The sequence below is a fragment of the Aquamicrobium sp. YD-1-mutant5 genome (assembly GCF_059509755.1).
Map to the genome: position 1 here is coordinate 326,010 of NZ_JCAKKP010000001.1, position 18,861 is coordinate 344,870.

At 60.6% G+C, this 18,861-nt stretch carries 19 protein-coding genes; 15 read left to right on the forward strand and 4 right to left on the reverse strand.

The window, feature by feature from the left end:
• Positions 1-12: 12 nt before the first annotated feature.
• A complete protein-coding gene (locus tag AC5XE7_RS01580; protein ID WP_495364422.1) occupies positions 13-738 on the reverse strand; it encodes a glycerophosphodiester phosphodiesterase in 726 nt (241 codons plus the stop codon).
• Positions 739-744: 6 nt separating this feature from the next.
• Positions 745-1,209 carry a RidA family protein gene (locus tag AC5XE7_RS01585; protein WP_280197469.1) on the reverse strand — a complete coding sequence of 155 codons (465 nt, stop codon included), beginning with the start codon at positions 1,207-1,209 and terminating at the stop codon, positions 745-747.
• A 137-nt stretch (positions 1,210-1,346) separates the two neighbouring features.
• Here AC5XE7_RS01585 and AC5XE7_RS01590 point away from each other — a divergent pair, with 137 nt between their 5' ends.
• The 15 genes from AC5XE7_RS01590 (at position 1,347) to lpxB (ending at position 15,861) form a co-directional block, all read left to right on the forward strand.
• On the forward strand, positions 1,347-2,180 hold the full coding sequence (locus AC5XE7_RS01590; protein WP_495364421.1) for a cell envelope integrity EipB family protein: 834 nt from the start codon (positions 1,347-1,349) through the stop codon (positions 2,178-2,180).
• A 10-nt stretch (positions 2,181-2,190) separates the two neighbouring features.
• Complete coding sequence (locus tag AC5XE7_RS01595; protein ID WP_495364420.1) at positions 2,191-2,481, forward strand: DUF4031 domain-containing protein; 291 nt, start codon at positions 2,191-2,193, stop codon at positions 2,479-2,481.
• A 172-nt stretch (positions 2,482-2,653) separates the two neighbouring features.
• Positions 2,654-3,439, forward strand: coding sequence for a 30S ribosomal protein S2 (rpsB, locus tag AC5XE7_RS01600; protein ID WP_183830288.1), 786 nt, complete (start codon positions 2,654-2,656; stop codon positions 3,437-3,439).
• Between the two features lie 117 nt (positions 3,440-3,556).
• Positions 3,557-4,477, forward strand: a complete 921-nt coding sequence (tsf, locus tag AC5XE7_RS01605; protein ID WP_495364419.1) for a translation elongation factor Ts — start codon at positions 3,557-3,559, stop codon at positions 4,475-4,477.
• Positions 4,478-4,616: 139 nt separating this feature from the next.
• On the forward strand, positions 4,617-5,339 hold the full coding sequence (gene pyrH / locus AC5XE7_RS01610) for a UMP kinase (protein WP_495364418.1): 723 nt from the start codon (positions 4,617-4,619) through the stop codon (positions 5,337-5,339).
• An 81-nt stretch (positions 5,340-5,420) separates the two neighbouring features.
• Positions 5,421-5,975 (forward strand): ribosome recycling factor, encoded by a 555-nt coding sequence (frr, locus tag AC5XE7_RS01615; RefSeq protein ID WP_280197466.1) that lies wholly within the window; start codon positions 5,421-5,423, stop codon positions 5,973-5,975.
• A gap of 45 nt (positions 5,976-6,020) precedes the next feature.
• The gene (locus AC5XE7_RS01620; protein ID WP_495364417.1) at positions 6,021-6,755 is read left to right on the forward strand and encodes an isoprenyl transferase; all 735 of its coding nucleotides are present in this window, start codon (positions 6,021-6,023) and stop codon (positions 6,753-6,755) included.
• On the forward strand, positions 6,752-7,567 hold the full coding sequence (locus tag AC5XE7_RS01625) for a phosphatidate cytidylyltransferase (RefSeq protein WP_495364416.1): 816 nt from the start codon (positions 6,752-6,754) through the stop codon (positions 7,565-7,567). The genes AC5XE7_RS01620 and AC5XE7_RS01625 overlap by 4 nt, the downstream gene beginning before the upstream one ends.
• A gap of 105 nt (positions 7,568-7,672) precedes the next feature.
• A complete protein-coding gene (gene rseP / locus AC5XE7_RS01630; protein ID WP_495364415.1) occupies positions 7,673-8,815 on the forward strand; it encodes an RIP metalloprotease RseP in 1,143 nt (380 codons plus the stop codon).
• Between the two features lie 214 nt (positions 8,816-9,029).
• Complete coding sequence (gene bamA, locus AC5XE7_RS01635) at positions 9,030-11,390, forward strand: outer membrane protein assembly factor BamA (protein ID WP_495364655.1); 2,361 nt, start codon at positions 9,030-9,032, stop codon at positions 11,388-11,390.
• Positions 11,391-11,465: 75 nt separating this feature from the next.
• Positions 11,466-12,518 (forward strand): UDP-3-O-(3-hydroxymyristoyl)glucosamine N-acyltransferase, encoded by a 1,053-nt coding sequence (gene lpxD, locus AC5XE7_RS01640; RefSeq protein WP_495364414.1) that lies wholly within the window; start codon positions 11,466-11,468, stop codon positions 12,516-12,518.
• Positions 12,511-12,975, forward strand: a complete 465-nt coding sequence (gene fabZ / locus AC5XE7_RS01645) for a 3-hydroxyacyl-ACP dehydratase FabZ (RefSeq protein WP_287942823.1) — start codon at positions 12,511-12,513, stop codon at positions 12,973-12,975. Before lpxD ends, fabZ begins: the two co-directional genes overlap by 8 nt.
• A 9-nt stretch (positions 12,976-12,984) precedes the next feature.
• Positions 12,985-13,818: an acyl-ACP--UDP-N-acetylglucosamine O-acyltransferase gene (gene lpxA, locus AC5XE7_RS01650; RefSeq protein ID WP_495364413.1), complete on the forward strand. Its 834-nt coding sequence runs from the start codon at positions 12,985-12,987 to the stop codon at positions 13,816-13,818.
• Complete coding sequence (locus AC5XE7_RS01655; protein WP_495364412.1) at positions 13,805-14,698, forward strand: LpxI family protein; 894 nt, start codon at positions 13,805-13,807, stop codon at positions 14,696-14,698. Before lpxA ends, AC5XE7_RS01655 begins: the two co-directional genes overlap by 14 nt.
• Positions 14,695-15,861: a lipid-A-disaccharide synthase gene (lpxB, locus tag AC5XE7_RS01660; protein WP_495364411.1), complete on the forward strand. Its 1,167-nt coding sequence runs from the start codon at positions 14,695-14,697 to the stop codon at positions 15,859-15,861. The genes AC5XE7_RS01655 and lpxB overlap by 4 nt, the downstream gene beginning before the upstream one ends.
• A 72-nt stretch (positions 15,862-15,933) precedes the next feature.
• On the opposite strand, the gene gltA is transcribed toward lpxB, so the two are convergent.
• Positions 15,934-17,223 (reverse strand): citrate synthase, encoded by a 1,290-nt coding sequence (gene gltA, locus AC5XE7_RS01665; RefSeq protein ID WP_183830250.1) that lies wholly within the window; start codon positions 17,221-17,223, stop codon positions 15,934-15,936.
• 178 nt (positions 17,224-17,401) lie between these two features.
• Entirely contained in the window at positions 17,402-18,823 is a 1,422-nt protein-coding gene (gene gltX / locus AC5XE7_RS01670) for a glutamate--tRNA ligase (RefSeq protein WP_495364410.1), read from the reverse strand.
• Positions 18,824-18,861: the final 38 nt, after the last annotated feature.

Genomic DNA, 18,861 nt, shown 5'->3' on the forward strand with positions numbered 1-18,861 from the left:
CCCGCGGCCAGCTCAGGTGCTGGCCACCGGCGGCTCGAATCCCTCAAAAGTCATCTGGTCGGCATATCTGAAGGTGAGATCCACGGCGGGCTGGTCGCGGATGGTCCATGTGATGACCGGCATGCCAAGCTTTTCACGAACGAACGACACGAAGCTGTTCGGCAGGTCCCCTGCCGCATAGGACACGAACGAAATGCCGTGCGCCAGCATGGTGAAATGGGCTTCTATCTCGTGCTGGCGGCGCCCGCAGGCGGTCAGCCCGGCCGGAATGCCGGGCGCATGGTGGCCGAAATCGCGGATAAGCCAGTGATCGAAGGACATGATCGCCGCTTCGCCCTGAGAGGATTTGAGGCGCTGGCCGACCGCCTCGACGAGGCCGTCGTCATGGCCCGGCGTTCCCTTCAGCTCGATCACCAGCGGCACGCGGCCGCCGACCAGTTCCAGCATTTCATCGAGGGTCGGCGGATGGTCCGCGGTGCCGCCGATCCTGAGCGCGGCCATTTCAGCCGCGGTTCTCTGCCATACGAAGCCATCTTCTCCCGTCAGCCGCTTCAGGTCCCCGTCGTGAAAGACTATCGGAACCCCGTCGCTGGTCAGCTGCACATCGCATTCGATAGCGTAGCCACGCTCCACGGCGGCGGAGAACGCCGACAGGGTGTTTTCCCAACATTTGTTGTTGAGATCATGCAGGCCCCGATGTGCGATCGGGCGTGCCGTCAGCCAGGAGAGACTGGTCATCTGAACTTATTCGACCTCGAGAATCGCCTCGACCTCGACCGAGGCATTGAGCGGGAGAGCGGCCATGCCGATGGCGACGCGCGCATGCTTGCCACGCTCGCCGAGTGCGGCCACGAAGAAATCGGAAGCGCCGTTGCCGACCAGATGCTGCTCGGTGAAAGTCTGGGCCGAAGCCACGTAGACGGTGATCTTCACCAGCCGCCTGATCTTCTCCAGATCGCCGAGTGCCGCCTTGGCCTGGGAAAGCACGTTGATGGCGCACAGCTTCGCGGCCTCCTGACCGGCAGCCAGATCGACATCCTTGCCGAGCAGGCCGGTCACGGCGAGCTTGCCATCCTTGATAGGCAGCTGGCCGGAAGGGAACAGCAAATTGCCGCTTTTCACGAACGGAACGTAGTTGGCGGCAGGTGCCGCAGCCACAGGCAGCGTCACACCCAGATCGTTCAGCCGCTTTTCGATTGTTTCGCTCATGGTAATTCCCTATTGCTTGATGCCCCTGTGGCGGTGCAGCTGAAAGTGCAATTTTTGCCTCGCTTCCGCCACGACTATTTTTATGCTTGGCCATTCCCGCCGCCGGAACGGCCGGCTGCCATGACCGGAGCTTGTACATGCGCGCAACGCGCCTTGCCTATACCGCCATCCTGCTTCCGACCATTTTTTCCACCGTTCCAGCCTTTGCAGCACCGGTTCTGCAGCCCCACCGCGCCGTTTATGACATCTCTCTGAACAAGGCTAACGAGCGCTCCGGCATCACCGGCATATCGGGGCGCATGGTGTATGAGTTCGACGGCTCGCAATGCGACGGCTACACGGTCAAGTTCCGTCTGGTCACGCGCATCAGCACCACCGACGCCATGCGCATGACCGACCAGCAGACGACGACATTCGAGGATGGCGACGGCAAGACATTTTCCTTCGTCACCAAATCCTTCGTCGACCAGAATCTGGAAAAGGAAGTGAAGGGCACCGCCCATCGCGAACAGGATTCGGTGCGCGTCGACATCGACAAGCCTGAGCCGAACACGGTGACGCTCGATCTCACCCAGTTCCCGACCCAGCACATGGTCGAGCTGATCGACAAGGCGGAGAAGGGCGAGAACTTCTACGAGACCAGCCTGTATGACGGTTCGGAAGATGCCGACCGCACCATGCTGACCACCGTCGTCATCGGAAAGCCGGCCGAAGCGGACGGCAAGGATCCCGAGCTTCCGGTGCTGGCAGCGCTGAAAAAGGACAAGTTCTGGCCGGTCGATATCGCTTATTTCAATCCCGCTGAAACCGACGGCGGCGAGGAAATGCCGGAATACCGCATCAGCTTCAAGATGCATGCAAACGGGCTGACACGGGATCTGCAGATGGACTACGGCGACTTCTCGATGACCGGGAAGCTTGTCGATCTGTCGCTGTTCGACGGAGCCCGCGCCGGCTCCTGCAAGAAGTAAGGCGCTTGCGATGGCGGTCTATGTGGATGCTCCCATATGGCACTTCGCGGGCCGGCGCTGGTGTCATCTGATGGCCGACGATACTGCCGAACTGCATGGTTTCGCGGCGCGGCTCGGGTTGAAGCTGTCTTCCTATCAGGGGCCGCCGAAAACATCCGCGCCGCATTACGACATCACCGGCCTCGAGCGCGACCGTGCGCTGCGACTGGGCGCTGTCGAATGCAGCCGTGAGGAGATCGTGGCGATCTTCCGGCGCGTGCGCGTGTCGGGCCGGGGCAGGGCGTTTCGCAAGGCAGCGTGAACCTTTTCGCCACCCGGGTTGCGTTTTGCTGCCCGAGCCGATATATGCGCGACCATTCCACACACGGACTTTGGGATCGTGCCGGGAGAAATCCGGCCGGTACCTCCGGTGGCATCGGGGCAGACCCCCGGATGCCGATGTCCGTGGAGGCTAACCGGAAAGGAACTACAGAATGGCAGTGCCAGATTTCACCATGCGCGAGCTTCTTGAAGCAGGCGCGCACTTCGGCCACCAGACCCACCGCTGGAACCCGAAGATGGCCCCATACATCTATGGCGCCCGTAACAACGTCCACATCATCGATCTGTCGCAGACGGTTCCGCTGCTGCATCAGGCCCTGAAGCAGGTTTCGGATGTCGTCTCCCGCGGCGGCCGCGTCCTGTTCGTCGGCACCAAGCGTCAGGCCTCGGACATCGTTGCCGACGCTGCCCAGCGTTCGGCTCAGTACTACGTCAACTCGCGCTGGCTCGGCGGCATGCTGACCAACTGGAAAACGATCTCCAACTCGATCCAGCGTCTGCGCAAGCTCGACGAGCTTCTGGCCAGCGATGCACAGGGCTTCACCAAGAAGGAGCGCCTGAACCTTGAGCGCGAGCGCGAGAAGCTCGACAAGGCTCTCGGCGGCATCAAGGACATGGGCTCGACGCCGGACCTGATGTTCGTCATCGATACCAACAAGGAAGCGATCGCCATTCTGGAAGCCAAGCGTCTTGGCATTCCTGTGGTTGCCATCATCGATTCGAACTGCGACCCGGACAAGGTCGACTTCCCGATCCCCGGCAACGACGACGCTGCCCGCGCAATCCAGCTTTATTGCGATCTGATCGCCAAGGCTGCGATCGACGGCATCGCCCGTCAGCAGGGCGCGCTCGGCATCGATATCGGCGCTTCGGCAGAGGCTCCCGTCGAGCCGGCACTGACCGAAACGCCCGCCGGCGAAGCATCGCCGGAAGCCTGAGGCGTGGGGCCGTCAGGCCCCGTGTTTTCCGCTATATGACGCATTGAGCGTCCGGGCATGGCGCATCGCTGAAAATCCGGCGGTGCGCATTCCCGTTTCTGAACGAAGAGGCATAGAATGAGCATTTCAGCAGCACAGGTCAAAGAGCTCCGCGAGCTTACCGGCGCGGGTATGATGGACTGTAAGGCCGCCCTTGCCGAGACCAATGGCGACATGGAAGCTGCGGTCGACTGGCTGCGCAAGAAGGGTATCGCCAAGGCAGACAAGAAGGCCGGCCGCACGGCAGCCGAAGGTCTGATCGGCATCGATCAGGGGCTGCGCGAGGCAGCGCTGGTCGAGGTCAATTCCGAGACCGACTTCGTCGCCCGTAACGAAGCTTTCCAGCAGATCGTCGGCAACATCGCCAAGGTCGCCCTTGCATTCGGCGACACCGAGGCTGTGGCTGCTGCGAACTATCCGGGTTCCGACAAGACCGTCACCGACACCATCAAGGATGCGGTCGGCACCATCGGTGAGAATCTGAGCTTCCGCCGCTCCGCCAAGCTTGTCGTGTCCGAAGGCGCTGTTGCCACTTACGTGCACAACGCGGTTGCCGACAATCTGGGCAAGCTCGGCGTGCTGGTCGCCATCGAAACCGCAGGCGACGCGCAGAAGGCTGCTGCCTTCGGCCGTCAGGTTGCCATGCACATCGCCGCGATCAATCCGATGGCGCTCGACATCGACGCCCTGGATCCGGCCGCCGTCGAGCGTGAGAAGGCCATCTTCTCCGAGCAGGCTCGCCAGTCGGGCAAGCCCGAGAACATCATCGAGAAGATGGTCGAGGGTCGTCTGCGCAAGTTCTACGAGGAAGTCGTTCTCCTCAAGCAGTCCTTCGTTCTCAATCCCGACGTCACCGTCGCGGACGCGCTGAAGGAAGCAGAGAAGGAAATAGGTGCTCCGGCTAAGATCACCGCTTATCTCCGCTTTGCTCTCGGCGAGGGTATCGAGAAGGAAGAAACCGACTTTGCAGCCGAGGTTGCAGCGACGGTCAAGAAGTAAGCTTCGACATCCGCCTGTTATATTGCGAGGGGCGCCGCGTGACATCGCGGCGCCCTTCGTGTATCGGGTCGGCCCATTACATGCAGGCTGGGGCATATTGGCCCCGCAGTGCCATTCAACGCTTTTACCGGGGATCAGTATGACGGGCAGGCTTCCTTACCGACGGGTATTGTTGAAAGCGTCGGGCGAGGCCCTGATGGGAGACCAGCATTTCGGCATCGATGTTTCCGTCGTCGACCGTATCGCCTCCGACATCGCGGAAGCCCGCAGCCTCGGCATCGAGGTCGGCGTCGTTATCGGTGGCGGCAATATTTTTCGCGGCGTGGCTGTAGCCTCCAAGGGCGGGGACCGCGTGACCGGCGACCACATGGGTATGCTCGCCACGGTGATCAATTCGCTTGCGCTGCGGACCTCGCTGATCAAGATCGGTGTCGATGCGGTCGTTCTCTCGGCAATCGCCATGCCTGAGCTGTGCGAGAGTTTTTCGCAGCGGCAGGCAACCGCCTATATGGATCAGGGCAAGGTGGTGATCTTCGCGGGCGGCACGGGCAATCCCTTTTTCACGACAGATTCGGCCGCAGCCCTTCGCGCTGCCGAAATCGGCGCCGATGCGCTGTTCAAGGGCACGCAGGTCGACGGCGTCTATTCGGCCGACCCGAAGAAGGACCCTTCCGCAACCCGCTTCGAGCGCATTGCCCATGCCGAGGTCATCAATCGTGGCCTATCCATCATGGATACGGCTGCAATTGCCCTTGCGCGGGAAAACAACATTCCGATAATCGTCTACTCAATCCATGCACAGGGTGGATTTGGAGAGATTCTGCGAGGCGGTGGCCGCTGCACGGTCGTTGCCGACGATTGAACGGTTCGCGGGGAGGAAATGCCTGCCCGCTTTTGCACATAGTGAATGACGAGCCTGGAACGACAGGCTGAGGAGAAGATCATGAGCGGCAATTTTGATGACCTGAAGCGGCGCATGGACGGCGCGATCAACGCATTCAAGCAGGATCTGGCTTCCCTGCGCACCGGGCGCGCTTCCTCGAACCTGCTCGATGCGATTCAGGTTCAGGCCTATGGCTCGGCCATGCCTATCAATCAGGTGGCTACCGTCGCCGTTCCCGAGCCCCGTATGATTTCAGTCTCCGTGTGGGACAAGTCTATGGTGGGCGCGGTGGATCGCGCGATTCGTGAGGCCAATCTCGGTTTCAATCCGATCGTCGATGGCAACAATCTGCGTATTCCGCTGCCGGAGCTCAACGAGCAGCGCCGCAAGGAGCTGGTCAAGATCTCTCACACCTATGCCGAGAACGCGCGCGTTGCCGTGCGCCATGTTCGCCGGGACGGCATGGATGCCCTGAAAAAGGCTGAAAAGGACGGGGATATCAGCGAAGATGATCAGCGCAAGCAGTCGGATCAGGTTCAGAAGCTGACCGACGAAACGATTTCCTCCATCGACAGCCTTCTGGCCGAGAAGGAAACGGAGATCATGCAGGTTTAATCCTGGCTTGCGATCTGTTGCATCAGCCGGCCTGAAGGCGGACGAATGACAAGCCCAACGCATGTTGCGATCATTATGGACGGAAATGGGCGCTGGGCGAAATCCCGGGGCCTGCCGCGCGTTGCCGGCCACCGGGCCGGTGTCGAGGCCCTGCGCAACCTTGTCCGGGCCATGCCGGATTTCGGCATCTCCGTCCTGACCGTCTACGCATTCTCCTCCGAAAACTGGTCGAGGCCCAAGTCCGAAGTTACGGATCTCATGGGCTTGCTGAAGCTGTTCATCCGTCGCGATCTGGCCGAGCTTCACAGAAACGGCGTTCGGGTGCGGATCATTGGAGACCGTGCAACCCTCCAGCCCGACATAGGCGGCCTGCTGGAAGAGGCTGAAAACCTTACGCGCGGGAACACCAGTCTCACGCTGGTCATCGCCTTCAACTATGGCAGCCGCGACGAAATCGTGCGCGCGGCGCGCAAGCTGGCGGAAGCTGCCGTTCGTGGAGAAATTCTGCCTCAGCAGATCGAAATGGACGACATCACCCGGTCGCTCGACACGGCCGACATTCCTGATCCGGACCTTGTGATCCGTACCAGCGGCGAGTTGCGGCTGTCCAATTTTCTCCTTTGGCAGGCGGCCTACAGCGAGCTTGTATTCGTTCCGTGTTACTGGCCGGATTTCGGCAGCGATCATCTGGCGGAAGCATTGCGTGATTATGCGGGACGCGAGCGCCGGTTCGGCGGGCTGTCGCCTGAGGAGGCCGTAGCGCCGGCAATCGTGCGATGAGCAACCTTCAGCTGAGAATCATATCGGGCGTCATTCTTGCCGCCATTGTCCTCACGCTCACCTGGCTGGGCGGTGTGCCGTTCCGTTTTCTGGCTGTCCTGATTGCAGGGGCGGTTTTCTACGAGTGGACGCGGATGACGCGTCAGGCTCCCGCCCGAGGGCTGGACCTGCTTCCCGAAGCTCTGATGGCTGTACTGCTGGTGACGCTGGCGCTCGGCGTGCCCGCATTGACCTTTCTGGCGCTGACGCTCGCCGGTGTCGTCATTCTTATCGCTTTCGGGGCGGCTCGCGGCACAGGTCAGTGGGACGCTGCGGGTCTGGCCTATGCGTCGCTGTCCGGTTTTGCGCTGGCTTATATTCGTGGTGCCGATCACGCTGGCTTTCTGGCAATCCTGTTTTTGTTCGCCGTCGTCTGGACCACCGACACGCTGGCCTATTTTGTTGGCCGCGCTGTTGGCGGGCCAAAGCTTGCTCCTGCCATTTCGCCGGGCAAGACCTGGAGCGGGGCCATTGGCGGCACTGTCGCAGGCGTGGTGGCGGGCGTTCTGGTCGTTACTTTGGCCGGAACGGGCAATCAGGGGCTCGCAGGACTTGCCGCCTTGCTGCTTTCGATCGTGTCGCAGATTGGCGACCTGTTCGAATCGTGGGTAAAACGGCGGCACGGTGCGAAGGACTCCAGCCAGCTCATTCCGGGGCATGGCGGCGTCATGGACCGGGTTGACGGACTTGTCGTGGCGGCACTTGCGCTTTACGTCATCGGCAGTCTGGCCGCTTCCCCCGACAATCCGGCACAAGGTCTGTTTGGAGGGTAGGCGGCCTGATGATGACGATCCGTGAGGGATCAGCCGGCTTTGGCGCATCAGTCGCAGCAGCGGTTCACTTCTTCCCGAGATGAACCGGCGAATCGAGGACTTGATTTGAACGACATCTGGCAGGCGCTGTTCAGCACCGAAGGTATATTGCTCGGCACTCTGGTGCCGTTTCTTTTCGTGCTGACCGTGGTCGTGTTCGTTCACGAGATGGGACACTACCTCGTCGGCCGCGCCTGTGGCATCGGCGTGCAGGCTTTTTCTATCGGCTTCGGGCCGGAGCTTGTGGGTTTCAATGATCGGCGCGGCACCCGCTGGAAGCTGTGCGCCATACCGCTTGGCGGCTATGTGAAATTCGCGGGTGACATGAATGTCACCTCCAGCCCTGTGGGCGATGATGCGGGCCCGGAGCTGAGCGAAGCTGAACGTCGCGTCGCATTCCATACGCAGCCGGTCTGGAAGCGGGCGGCCACCGTCTTCGCCGGTCCGCTTTTCAATTTCCTGCTCACCATCGCCGTGTTTGCGGTGATGTTTTCGATCCATGGCCGTTATGTCGCCGAGCCGATGGTCGCCACCGTCAACGCGGGCAGCCCCGCAGAAGAAGCCGGCATCATGCCCGGCGACCGCTTCGTCAGCGTAAACGGCGAGAAGGTGGAAACCTTCGCGGATGTGCAGCGGCTGGTTTCGGGCCGGGCAGGCGATGCGCTTACCTTTGTCATGCTGCGGGACGGGCGCGAGGTCAGCCTGACCGCGACGCCGCAGCCGATGGAGCAGGAAGATGCACTGGGCAACAAGATCAAGGTTGCGGTCATCGGCGTGGTCAACAATCAGGAGCTCGGCCAGCCGCGGCTGATCACCTACACGCCTGTCGAGGCTCTTTCAGCAGCCGTGACGGAAACCGGCCACATCATCGAGCGTACCGGCCAGTTCATGAAGCGATTCGCGTTCGGTCGGGAGGATAAGTGCCAGCTCGGTGGGCCGGTAAAGATTGCCGGCATGTCGGCGCAGGCCGCCAAACTGGGCTTCGACTGGCTTGTGCAGCTCGTGGCGCTGCTTTCCGTGGGGATAGGCATCCTGAATCTTTTGCCGATTCCGCCACTCGATGGTGGACATCTGCTTTTCTATGCTATGGAGGTCGTTCTGCGGCGGCCCGTGACAGAACGCACGATGGAAGCCGTATATAAGGTTGGCATGCTCGTGGTTCTCGGATTCATGGGATTCGTGTTCTGGAACGACCTGTTTGGCTGTTGAAATCATGAACGAATCCTGATCAGGGAGCGAGGTCGTTGATAAGGCGTTTACCATGGTCCGGAATATGCGTGACGCGAAAGCAACGCCGGCCGGCCAAGTAAACACTAATTAACCAGAAGCCTTGCGTGTAGGGAAAATCCGGTTAATACGGTATGGGAATTTTGGCCGAGTGTCCGGTTTCTCGCCGTGGAATACGAGAAGGTTATATAGCCCGATGAAGGCAGCATCCAAGTTTCTGAGCGCCGCTTCCGCGGCGGCATTGTCCGCCGCGCTGGTCGTTCCGGGCGCGTTCACAGTACAGTTGATGTCAGTGTCTGCCGCTGAGGCTGCTGTGGTCAGCCGCATCGAGGTTCGCGGAAATTCACGCATCGATGCCGATACGGTTCGCAACCAGATCGCGATCAAGCCGGGCCGCGCTTTCTCCAGCGCCGATGTGGACAACGCGGTGAAGACCCTGTTCGCCACGGGCATGTTCTCGGACGTGCGCATCAATCAGGTTGGCTCTTCTCTGGTCGTGACGGTGTCTGAGTACCAGATCGTCAATCAGGTGATGTTCCAGGGCAACAAGAAGGTTAAGGACGCACAGCTTTCGGGCGCCGTGCAGCTGAAGCCGCGCAGCCCCTATTCGCAGGCGGCCGTCGATGCGGATATCGAAGCCATCAAGGATGCCTATCGTCGCGTCGGCCGTGAGGATGCAGCTGTCACCTCACAGGTGGTCGATCTCGGCAACAATCGCGTCAATGTCATTTTCAATGTGGTTGAGGGCGGGCGCACCAAGATTGCTGCGGTGAATTTTGTCGGCAATCAGGCGTTCAGCAGCCGCCGTCTGGCCGATGTCGTCAACACCAAGCGCTCCAACTTCATGTCTTTCCTGCTGCGGGATGACGTCTACAGCGACGACAAGCTGCGCGCTGACGAAGAACTGCTGCGCCGCTTCTACTACAATCGCGGCTATGCCGATTTCCAGGTCGTGTCGTCCTTCGGCGAGCTGGATGAGGCCACCAATCAGTACACGGTCACCATCACCGTCGACGAAGGTCCTCGCTACACCTTCGGTGATGTGAGCGTCGACAGCTCGATCGGCGAGATCGACCCGAATTCGCTCCAGTCTCTGGTTCAGACCCGCTCGGGCGCCGTTTACAGCGCCAAAGCGGTTGAGGACACGCTGATTGCACTGACCGAGCGTGTTGCCGAGCGCGGCTATGCCTTCGCGCAGGTGACGCCGCGTGGCGACCGCAATTTCGAAAACCGCACCATTTCGGTGGTCTATACTGTCGATCAGGGCGCCAAGGCCTATATCGAGCGCATCGAGATTCGCGGAAACAGCCGTACGCGTGACTATGTGATCCGTCGCGAGTTCGATCTGAGTGAGGGTGATGCCTTCAACCAGGTGCTCGTGCAGCGCGCGAAGAAGCGCATCGAAGCCCTTGATTACTTCGAGCGCGTCGAGATTTCGACGGCGCCGGGCTCCGAGCCGGATCAGGTCGTTCTGGTTCTTGATGTGGTCGAGAAATCCACGGGTGAATTCTCCATCGGTGCCGGTTATTCGACCGGTGGCGATACGCCCGGCGCATCGGTGCAGGGTTCGGTCACTGAACGCAACTTCCTGGGTCGTGGCCAGTATATCCGCCTGTCGGCGGGCGGCGGCAAGGACTCGCGCGACTTCATGGTCTCCTTCACTGAGCCGTACTTCCTCGGCCGCCGCATTGCCGCTGGTTTCGATGTCTTCAAGTCCACGCGCGAGTACAGGCGCTATAACAGCGAAGTGACCGGCGCAACCGTCCGCTTCGGCCTGCCGATCACCGAAAACATCACGACGCAGCTTGCTTATAACTACTCGCAGGAGAAGTATAAGTATAATAAGAACTGTGTGACGACCACGGGCTACGATCCTAGTTGCGGAACTCTTCCGCAGGCTATCCATGATGCGATTGCGGATGGGACTTGGAATAAATCATCGGTCAGTGCCAATCTGGTGTACAATACCATCGATGATATGAAGAATCCGCATTACGGTATTTTTGCTAATGTTGGCGCTGAGGTTGCGGGTCTTGGCGGCGATGCCAAATTCGTTAAGTTTACTGCCCGTGGATCGGTTTATCACACTCTGTCTGAGGAGATGGATATTGTGGGTCTTGTGACCGCTGGTGCTGGTCATATCGAGGGCTATGGAAGTAAGGAACTTCGAGTATTCGATCACTTCAAGAGCAATGATCGGATCATCCGCGGCTTTGACTACAACGGGATCGGTCCTTACGATAAAGCAGACTATGACGGCCACCTAGGTGGTACGACCTACTTCCATGCTTCTGCTGAAGCGCAGTTCCCGTTGCCGGCCATTCCCGAAAGCTTCGGCCTGCGCGGAGCGGTCTTCGCTGATGCTGCCACCCTCTATGGCAACAAGACCACCGCAAATCTGGCTTCAGAAGACATGAAGTGGCGTGCCTCTGTCGGTGTGGGCCTGATGTGGGCTTCGCCTTTCGGTCCGCTGCGCATCGATTACGCGGTTCCTGTAGCCAAGGAATCGACCGACAAGGTGCAGGAGTTCAACTTCGGCATGTCGACACGCTTCTAAAACAGCGGATAACGGCGGCTCCGGGCGATCGCGCCCGGGCCGAACTGTCCGGGCAAACAGGATAATTGCTCTCGAATGACCGATCCGGTGTTTTTCGTGCCCGCGCGCCGCTATACGGCGGGTGAGGTGGCCACTCTTACCGGATCGACGCTGGCGAATCCGGCCTATTCCGACACGGTTATCGAAACCATCGCCTCAGCCCTCGAAGGCGGAGACCATGCGCTGGTGTTCGTCGACGGCAAGCGCAATGAAGCGCTGATGTCGAACCTGCACGCCGCTGCCGTTCTCTGCCCCGTCGAACTGGCCGACAAGGCGCCGACAGGCGTGGCTGTTCTCGTCAACCCGCGTGCGCAGCAGGCTTTTGCCCATATCGGGCGGCTGATGTTTCCGGCTGCCGCAACACCCGTTCCGTCTACGTCCGAGCAGGGTGTGTCGCCGCAGGCGCATGTTGACCCCACAGCTGCCATCGAGCCCGGTGCAATCGTTGAGGCGGGGGCGGTCATCGGGCCCGGCGTTGCAATCGGATCGGGGACTGTCATTGCCCCTAACGCGGTGATCGGCGCTTCCTGCCGGATCGGCCGCAACAGCTATATCGGCCCGAATGTGGCCGTTCAGTATGCCCTGATAGGTGACCGCGTCATCATCCATGGCGGTGCGCGCATCGGGCAGGACGGCTTTGGTTTCGTTCCCGGCGCGAAGGGCCCGGAACGCATGCCGCAGATCGGGCGGGTCGTTATTCAGGACGATGTCGAGGTCGGTTCCAATACGACGGTGGATCGTGGCGCGATGGCCGATACGATTATCGGTGAGGGCACGAAAATCGACAACCTCGTCCAGATCGCCCACAATGTGCGCATCGGGCGAGGCTGTGTGATTGCCGGCCAGTGCGGCATTTCGGGATCGGTCACATTGGGCGATTTCGTCATGCTGGGTGGCCGCGTTGGCATTGCGGACCACATCAGCGTAGGTGACCGGGTGCAGGTCGCCGCGTCCTCGGGTCTGATGTATGATATTCCCGCAGGAGAGCGCTGGGCAGGTATGCCGGCACAGCCGATGCGGGATTTCTTCCGTGAATTGTCGGCCATCCGTGCATTCACCAAGTCATCTAAAGGGGAAAAGAATGGCTGACGTTGCCGGCTCCGTGCTTGAGGCCGTTGATATTCAGGAACTGCTCAAGCTCCTGCCGCATCGCTATCCGTTCCTGATGATCGATCGGATCGTTGAGATCGATGGTGACGATTCTGCTGTTGGCATCAAGAACGTCACCGTCAATGAGCCGCATTTCCTCGGCCATTTTCCTGGTCAGCCGGTTATGCCGGGTGTGCTCATTATCGAGGCCATGGCGCAGACCGCCGGTGCGATCTGCATTCGCCTCGCCAATGCGGACCAGCCGTCGCTCGTCTACTTCATGACCATCGACAACGCCAAGTTCCGCAAGCCAGTGGTTCCGGGTGACCAGCTGCGCATTCATGTGCGCAAGATCAAGAAACGTGGCAACATCCTGAAATTCGCTTGCGAAGGCATGGTGGACGGCGCAAAGGTCGCCGAAGCCGAAGTCTCGGCGATGATGGTCGAGAACAGCTGACGAGGCACAATGGAAAACCAGACGATCATACATCCGTCCGCCGTCATCGAGAGCGGTGCCCGGATTGGCAGCGGTGTGCGTATCGGCCCGTTCTGCCATGTTAGCGCGGATGCAACGATCGAAGACAATGTCGAACTTGTCGGACATGTTTCTGTGCTGGGGGCCACCACTCTGGGTTCCGGCACCAAAGTCTTTCCCATGGCAACTCTCGGAGCGCCTCCCCAGAATGCCAAGCATACAGGCGGTCGCACCACGCTGATCGTCGGTGCGAACTGCACGATCCGCGAAGGCGTGACGATGCACACCGGCACCGACACCAGCCGCGGCGAGACGGTCGTTGGCGAGAATGGCAATTTCCTTGCCTACGCCCACATCGCCCATGATTGCGTGGTCGGCAAGAACGCAACCTTTGCCAATGGCGCTACGCTCGGCGGTCACTGCGAGATCGGCGACAATGTCAATATTGGTGGTCTTACCGCCGTTCACCAGTTTGTCCGCATCGGTAACAACGCCTTTATCGGCGGCTGCTCGGCCGTGGTGGGTGATGTCATCCCGTTCGCGATTGCTGTCGGCAACCGCGCCAAGCTGCGCGGGCTTAACATCATCGGGCTGAGGCGCTCAGGGTTGCCGCGCGCTGAAATCCATCTGCTGCGTCGCTGCTACCACACCTTGTTCGATCATAGTCGGCCGGTCGCGGAAAATATCGAGATTGCAAAGTCCGAGTTTTCCGGCTCGCCGACTGCCATGAAGATCATCGACTTCATCGGAAGTCGCGGAAAGCGACACTATACGGTCCCCCCGCTGAAGGGCGGGGCCGGCGACGATGGCGATGACGAGGACTGAGAGCAATCCTCGCGGTCGTGCCGGCGATCCTCACAGCAGGGTCTGCATCATTGCCGGCGGCGGAAACCTTCCCGGTGCGATAGCTGAAGGCCTGGCAAACACAGGCCTGAAGCCGTTTGTCCTGATGGTTGAGGGCGAGCCGGATGCCGAAGCCGGGCTTGAGCGCTACGATCACGAGACAATCGCGCTGGAAGACGCGCCATCGCTTGTTGCGCGCCTTCGCCGGCGTGGCATCACCCACGTGGTGATGGCGGGAGAAATCAAGCGCCGCCCGCGTGTCGCCGCAATGCGTCCCGGAATAGGACTTCTGCGCTTTGTTCCGTCACTCATCCGGGCTCTGGCCAAAGGGGACGATGGCCTTCTGCGCTTCGTGGTCGAATGGCTGGAGAAAAGCGGCTTCAAGGTCGTCGGGGCGCATGAAATCGTTCCGGATCTGGTTGCCGTTGAAGGGACTTTCGGCAACCATTCTCCATCCGAGGCAGACTGGCGCGACATCAAGGCGGCGCGCATCGCTGCGGACGCCATAGGCGCGCTCGACATAGGGCAGGGTGCAGTCGCCATAGGCGGCCGCGCGATCGCGCTGGAAGGCATTGAGGGAACCGACGCCATGCTGGAGCGCGTCCGCGACCTGCGGGATCATGGGCGCCTCGCGGGAAAGAAGCGCGGCGTGCTGGTCAAGTGCGCCAAACCGGGGCAGGAGGCCCGCACGGACCTGCCCTCCATCGGCCCGCGCACGGTGATCGGAGCGCATGCGGCAGGACTGGCGGGCATTGCGGTGGAGGCCGGTCATTCGCTCGTGCTGGACGGGCCGGATATGATCGAACAGGCCGATGCGCTTGGCCTGTTCGTCATCGGCCTGCCGCCTAAGGATACGCCATGAAGGAGCAGCGACCTCTGCGCATCGCCATCGTGGCGGGTGAAGAATCCGGGGATCTTCTGGGCGCGGACCTTATCCGGGAACTGGAAAAGCAGGCCGGACGCAAGGTCGAGCTTGTTGGTGTCGGCGGACGTCATCTGGAGGGGCTTGGGCTGAAATCTCTGTTCAGTTCGGGCGAGATCGCGCTTATGGGCGTCAGCGCCATCCTGCGCGATCTGCCTCGCCTTATCCGTCGCATTGGTCAGACTGCGGCAGCGATTATCGCCGCAAAGCCGGACTGCCTGATCACCATCGACAGCCCCGATTTCTCCCTGCGCGTCGCGAAGAAGGTGCGTTCTGGCGCTGCCTCGATCCCGATCGTTCATTACGTGTGCCCAAGCGTGTGGGCCTGGCGGCAAGGCCGGGCGGCGGCGATGCGACCTTATGTGGACCGCATTCTGTGCATCCTGCCCTTCGAGGTTGGGGAACTGGAGCGCCTTGGTGGCCCCGCCGGCACCTATGTGGGGCATCGGCTGACTCAGGATGCGGGTGTCAGGCTTGCCGCAGCGGGGCAAGACCAGCCGCGGGATATGTCGGCCGGGAACACCAGAACGCTGCTTCTGTTGCCAGGCTCACGACGCGGAGAAGTGAGCCGTTTGCTGGAGCCATTCGGTGAAACGGTGAATGAGTTGCGCGCACGCGGCCACAAGCTGCGGCTGGTTTTGCCAACTGTTCCGCATGTTGCTCCGACGATCGGGAAGTCGACACAGAACTGGGACCAGAAACCGGAAATCGTGACCGAGCCGGATGCCAAGTGGCAGGCCTTTGCAGAGGCTGATGCGGCGCTGATTGCATCGGGAACGGTTTCTCTGGAGCTGGCTTTGTCGGGGGTGCCGATGATCTCCTGTTACAAGCTCGATCCCGTCATCCGGCCTGTTGCGCCGCTTCTGCTGAAAATCTGGTCCGCATCGCTTCCCAATCTGATCGCCGACCGGGCCATCGTGCCTGAATTCTACGATCGCTTTGTGCGGCCCGGAATATTGGCCCGGCAGGTCGAGGCACTGCTTATCGATGGGGGCATGCGCGATTGGCAGAAAGCCGGCTTTGCGGAAGTGCGCCGCCGCATGGCAACCGATCGTCCGGCCGGAGCAATTGGAGCCGAGGCAGTCCTGAACATGATCCAGTAAGAGAAATCAGGAAGACAAGCTCTTATTTCAAAAGAAAAAGGCCGCGAATTTCGCGGCCTTTTTCGTATCCGGTCAGCGCTTGGCGATCGGAATGTAATCGCGCTCGGGCGAGCCGGTGTAGAGCTGGCGCGGACGGCCGATCTTCTGGCGCGGGTCCTCGATCATTTCCTTCCACTGGGCAATCCAGCCCACCGTGCGGGCGACGGCAAACAGAACGGTAAACATGGTGGTGGGGAAGCCCAGTGCCTTCAGGGTGATGCCCGAGTAGAAGTCGACGTTCGGGTACAGCTTCTTCTCGATGAAGTACTCGTCGGTAAGAGCGATCTTTTCCAGCTCCATTGCAATGTCGAGCAGCGGATCGTCCTTGATGCCGAGTTCACCCAAAACCTCATGCGCGGTCTGCTGCATGATCTTGGCGCGCGGATCGTAGTTCTTGTAGACGCGGTGACCGAAGCCCATGAGGCGGAACGGATCGTTCTTGTCCTTGGCACGGTTCACGAATTCGGGAATGTTGTCGACGTGGCCGATCTCGGCCAGCATGTTGAGGGCAGCTTCGTTGGCGCCGCCATGAGCCGGTCCCCACAGGCAGGCAATGCCGGCGGCGATACAGGCGAACGGGTTGGCGCCCGACGAGCCGGCCAGCCGAACGGTCGAGGTCGAAGCGTTCTGCTCGTGGTCGGCATGAAGGATGAAGATGCGCTCCATGGCGCGCGCCAGAACCGGATTGACCTTGTATTCCTCGCAAGGCACGGCAAAGCACATGTGCAGGAAGTTGGCAGCAAAGTTCAGGTCGTTCTTGGGATAAATGAACGGCTGGCCGATGTGATATTTGTAGGCCATGGCCGCAATGGTCGGCATCTTGGCGATCAGACGCATCGAGGCGACCATGCGCTGATGCGGATCGGAGATGTCGGTGGAGTCGTGATAGAAGGCCGAGAGTGCACCGACGACACCGCACATGACCGCCATCGGGTGCGCATCGCGGCGGAAGCCTGAGAAGAATTTCGACATCTGCTCATGCACCATCGTGTGGCGCGTGATGCGGTGATCGAAATCCTCTTTCTGGCTCTTGGTCGGCAGTTCACCGTAGAGCAGGAGGTAGCAGACTTCGAGGAAATCGCCGTGCTCGGCGAGCTGGTCGATGGGATATCCGCGGTGCAGCAGAACGCCTGCGTCACCATCGATGTAAGTGATCTGCGATTCGCAGCTTGCCGTCGAAGTGAAGCCGGGATCGTAAGTGAAGGCGCCGGTGGTCGAGTAGAGCGAGGCGATGTCCACGACGTCCGGTCCGATCGTGCCACTTCGGACCTGGAGTTCGTGAGTTTTGCCGCCAAGCTCCAGTTTCGCAGTTGATCCGGTCATCGCAAACTCCTTGTCAAGTCTCATGCCCAAGCGGCAAAAATCGTTGGTCGATGTTAAATCCGAAATACGGGAATGTTCAAAAGTGCAGCCTGTATAAGGTGCCGAACCGTTTCGGTTCGCGCGCTAATGTTGCACCGCAACACAGGCCTTTCAACGTCAATTTTCGTAGCCGTGTCCCTTAATCGATTTGATCCCCAATGCGTGCGAGGCTTTCTTCACGCCCAAGCACATCCAGCACATCGAACACGCCGGGGGACGTCGCCCGGCCGGTCAGCGCAGCGCGCAGCGGTTGTGCGATCTTGCCCAGTTTCAGCCCGGAACTCTCAGCGTATTCACGGATTGCCGCTTCGGTCGTCTGAGTATTCCACTCGCTGATATCCTGAAAACGGGCCAGCACATCCTTCAGCACGGCCCTTGCGGCGTCATCGAGTATGGTCGTCGCTTTTTCATCCAGCTGGAGAGGCCGCCGGGCGGTCAGGTAATAGGTGTTGTCCGCAAGCTCGATCAGCGTCTTGGCGCGATCCTTGAGCCCCGGCATGGCGCGCAGCAGCCGTTTTCTGGCCGCGTCGTCAAATCCTGCGGCAAGGGCTTCGCCATCCGGCAGATATGGCAGGGCGGACAGGAGAGCTTCGGTGAGTGCCGCGTCATCCATCGAACGCATGTGAATGCCGTTCAGCGCTTCCAGCTTGGCGAAGTCGAAGCGCGCTGCCCCCTTGTTCACATCGGTGATGTCGAACCATTCGATCATCTGGGCAATCGACATCACCTCGTCGTCGCCATGGCTCCAGCCGAGGCGTGCAAGGTAGTTGAGCAGGGCCTCGGGCAGGTATCCCATTGCCCTGTAGGCTTCCACGCCGAGCGCACCGTGGCGCTTGGAAAGCTTTGCGCCATCTGCACCGTGAATGAGCGGGATATGCGCCATCTCCGGCACCTGCCAGCCCATGGCATCATAGATGATGGTCTGCCGTGCCGCGTTGGTGAGATGGTCATCGCCGCGGATGATGTGGGTGACGCCCATGTCGTGGTCGTCCACCACCACTGCATGCATGTAGGTTGGATTTCCATCCGAGCGCAGAATGATGAAGTCGTCGAGATCCTTGTTCGGGAAGCGCACATCGCCCTGAACGAGATCGCGCACGAGGGTTTCTCCCTCGATGGGTGCCTTGATGCGGATTGCGCCGGGAACGCCCGCGGGCGCTTCGGAAGGGTCACGATCGCGCCAGCGGCCGTCATAGCGTGGCGGGCGCCCTTCGGCGCGTGCCTTTTCGCGCATTTCTTCCAGTTCCGCCGGCCTGGCGTAACAGTAGTAGGCCTTGCCCAGACGAACGAGCTCTTCCGCCACCTCGCGGTGCCGGCCGGCGCGCTCATACTGCGATACGGGATCGCCTTCCCATTTCAATCCAAGCCAGCTCAGGCCTTCGAGAATCGCAGCGGTAGCTGCATCTGTGGAGCGTTCCCGATCCGTATCCTCGATGCGCAGCAACATGGTGCCGCCGGTGTGGCGGGCATAAAGCCAGTTGAACAGCGCAGTGCGCGCACCGCCTATATGCAGGAAGCCCGTAGGCGAGGGGGCGAAGCGGGTGACGACCTTGTCAGACATTCAGTTCTCGCGAGGTGACGAAAGCCAGCTGCCGGACT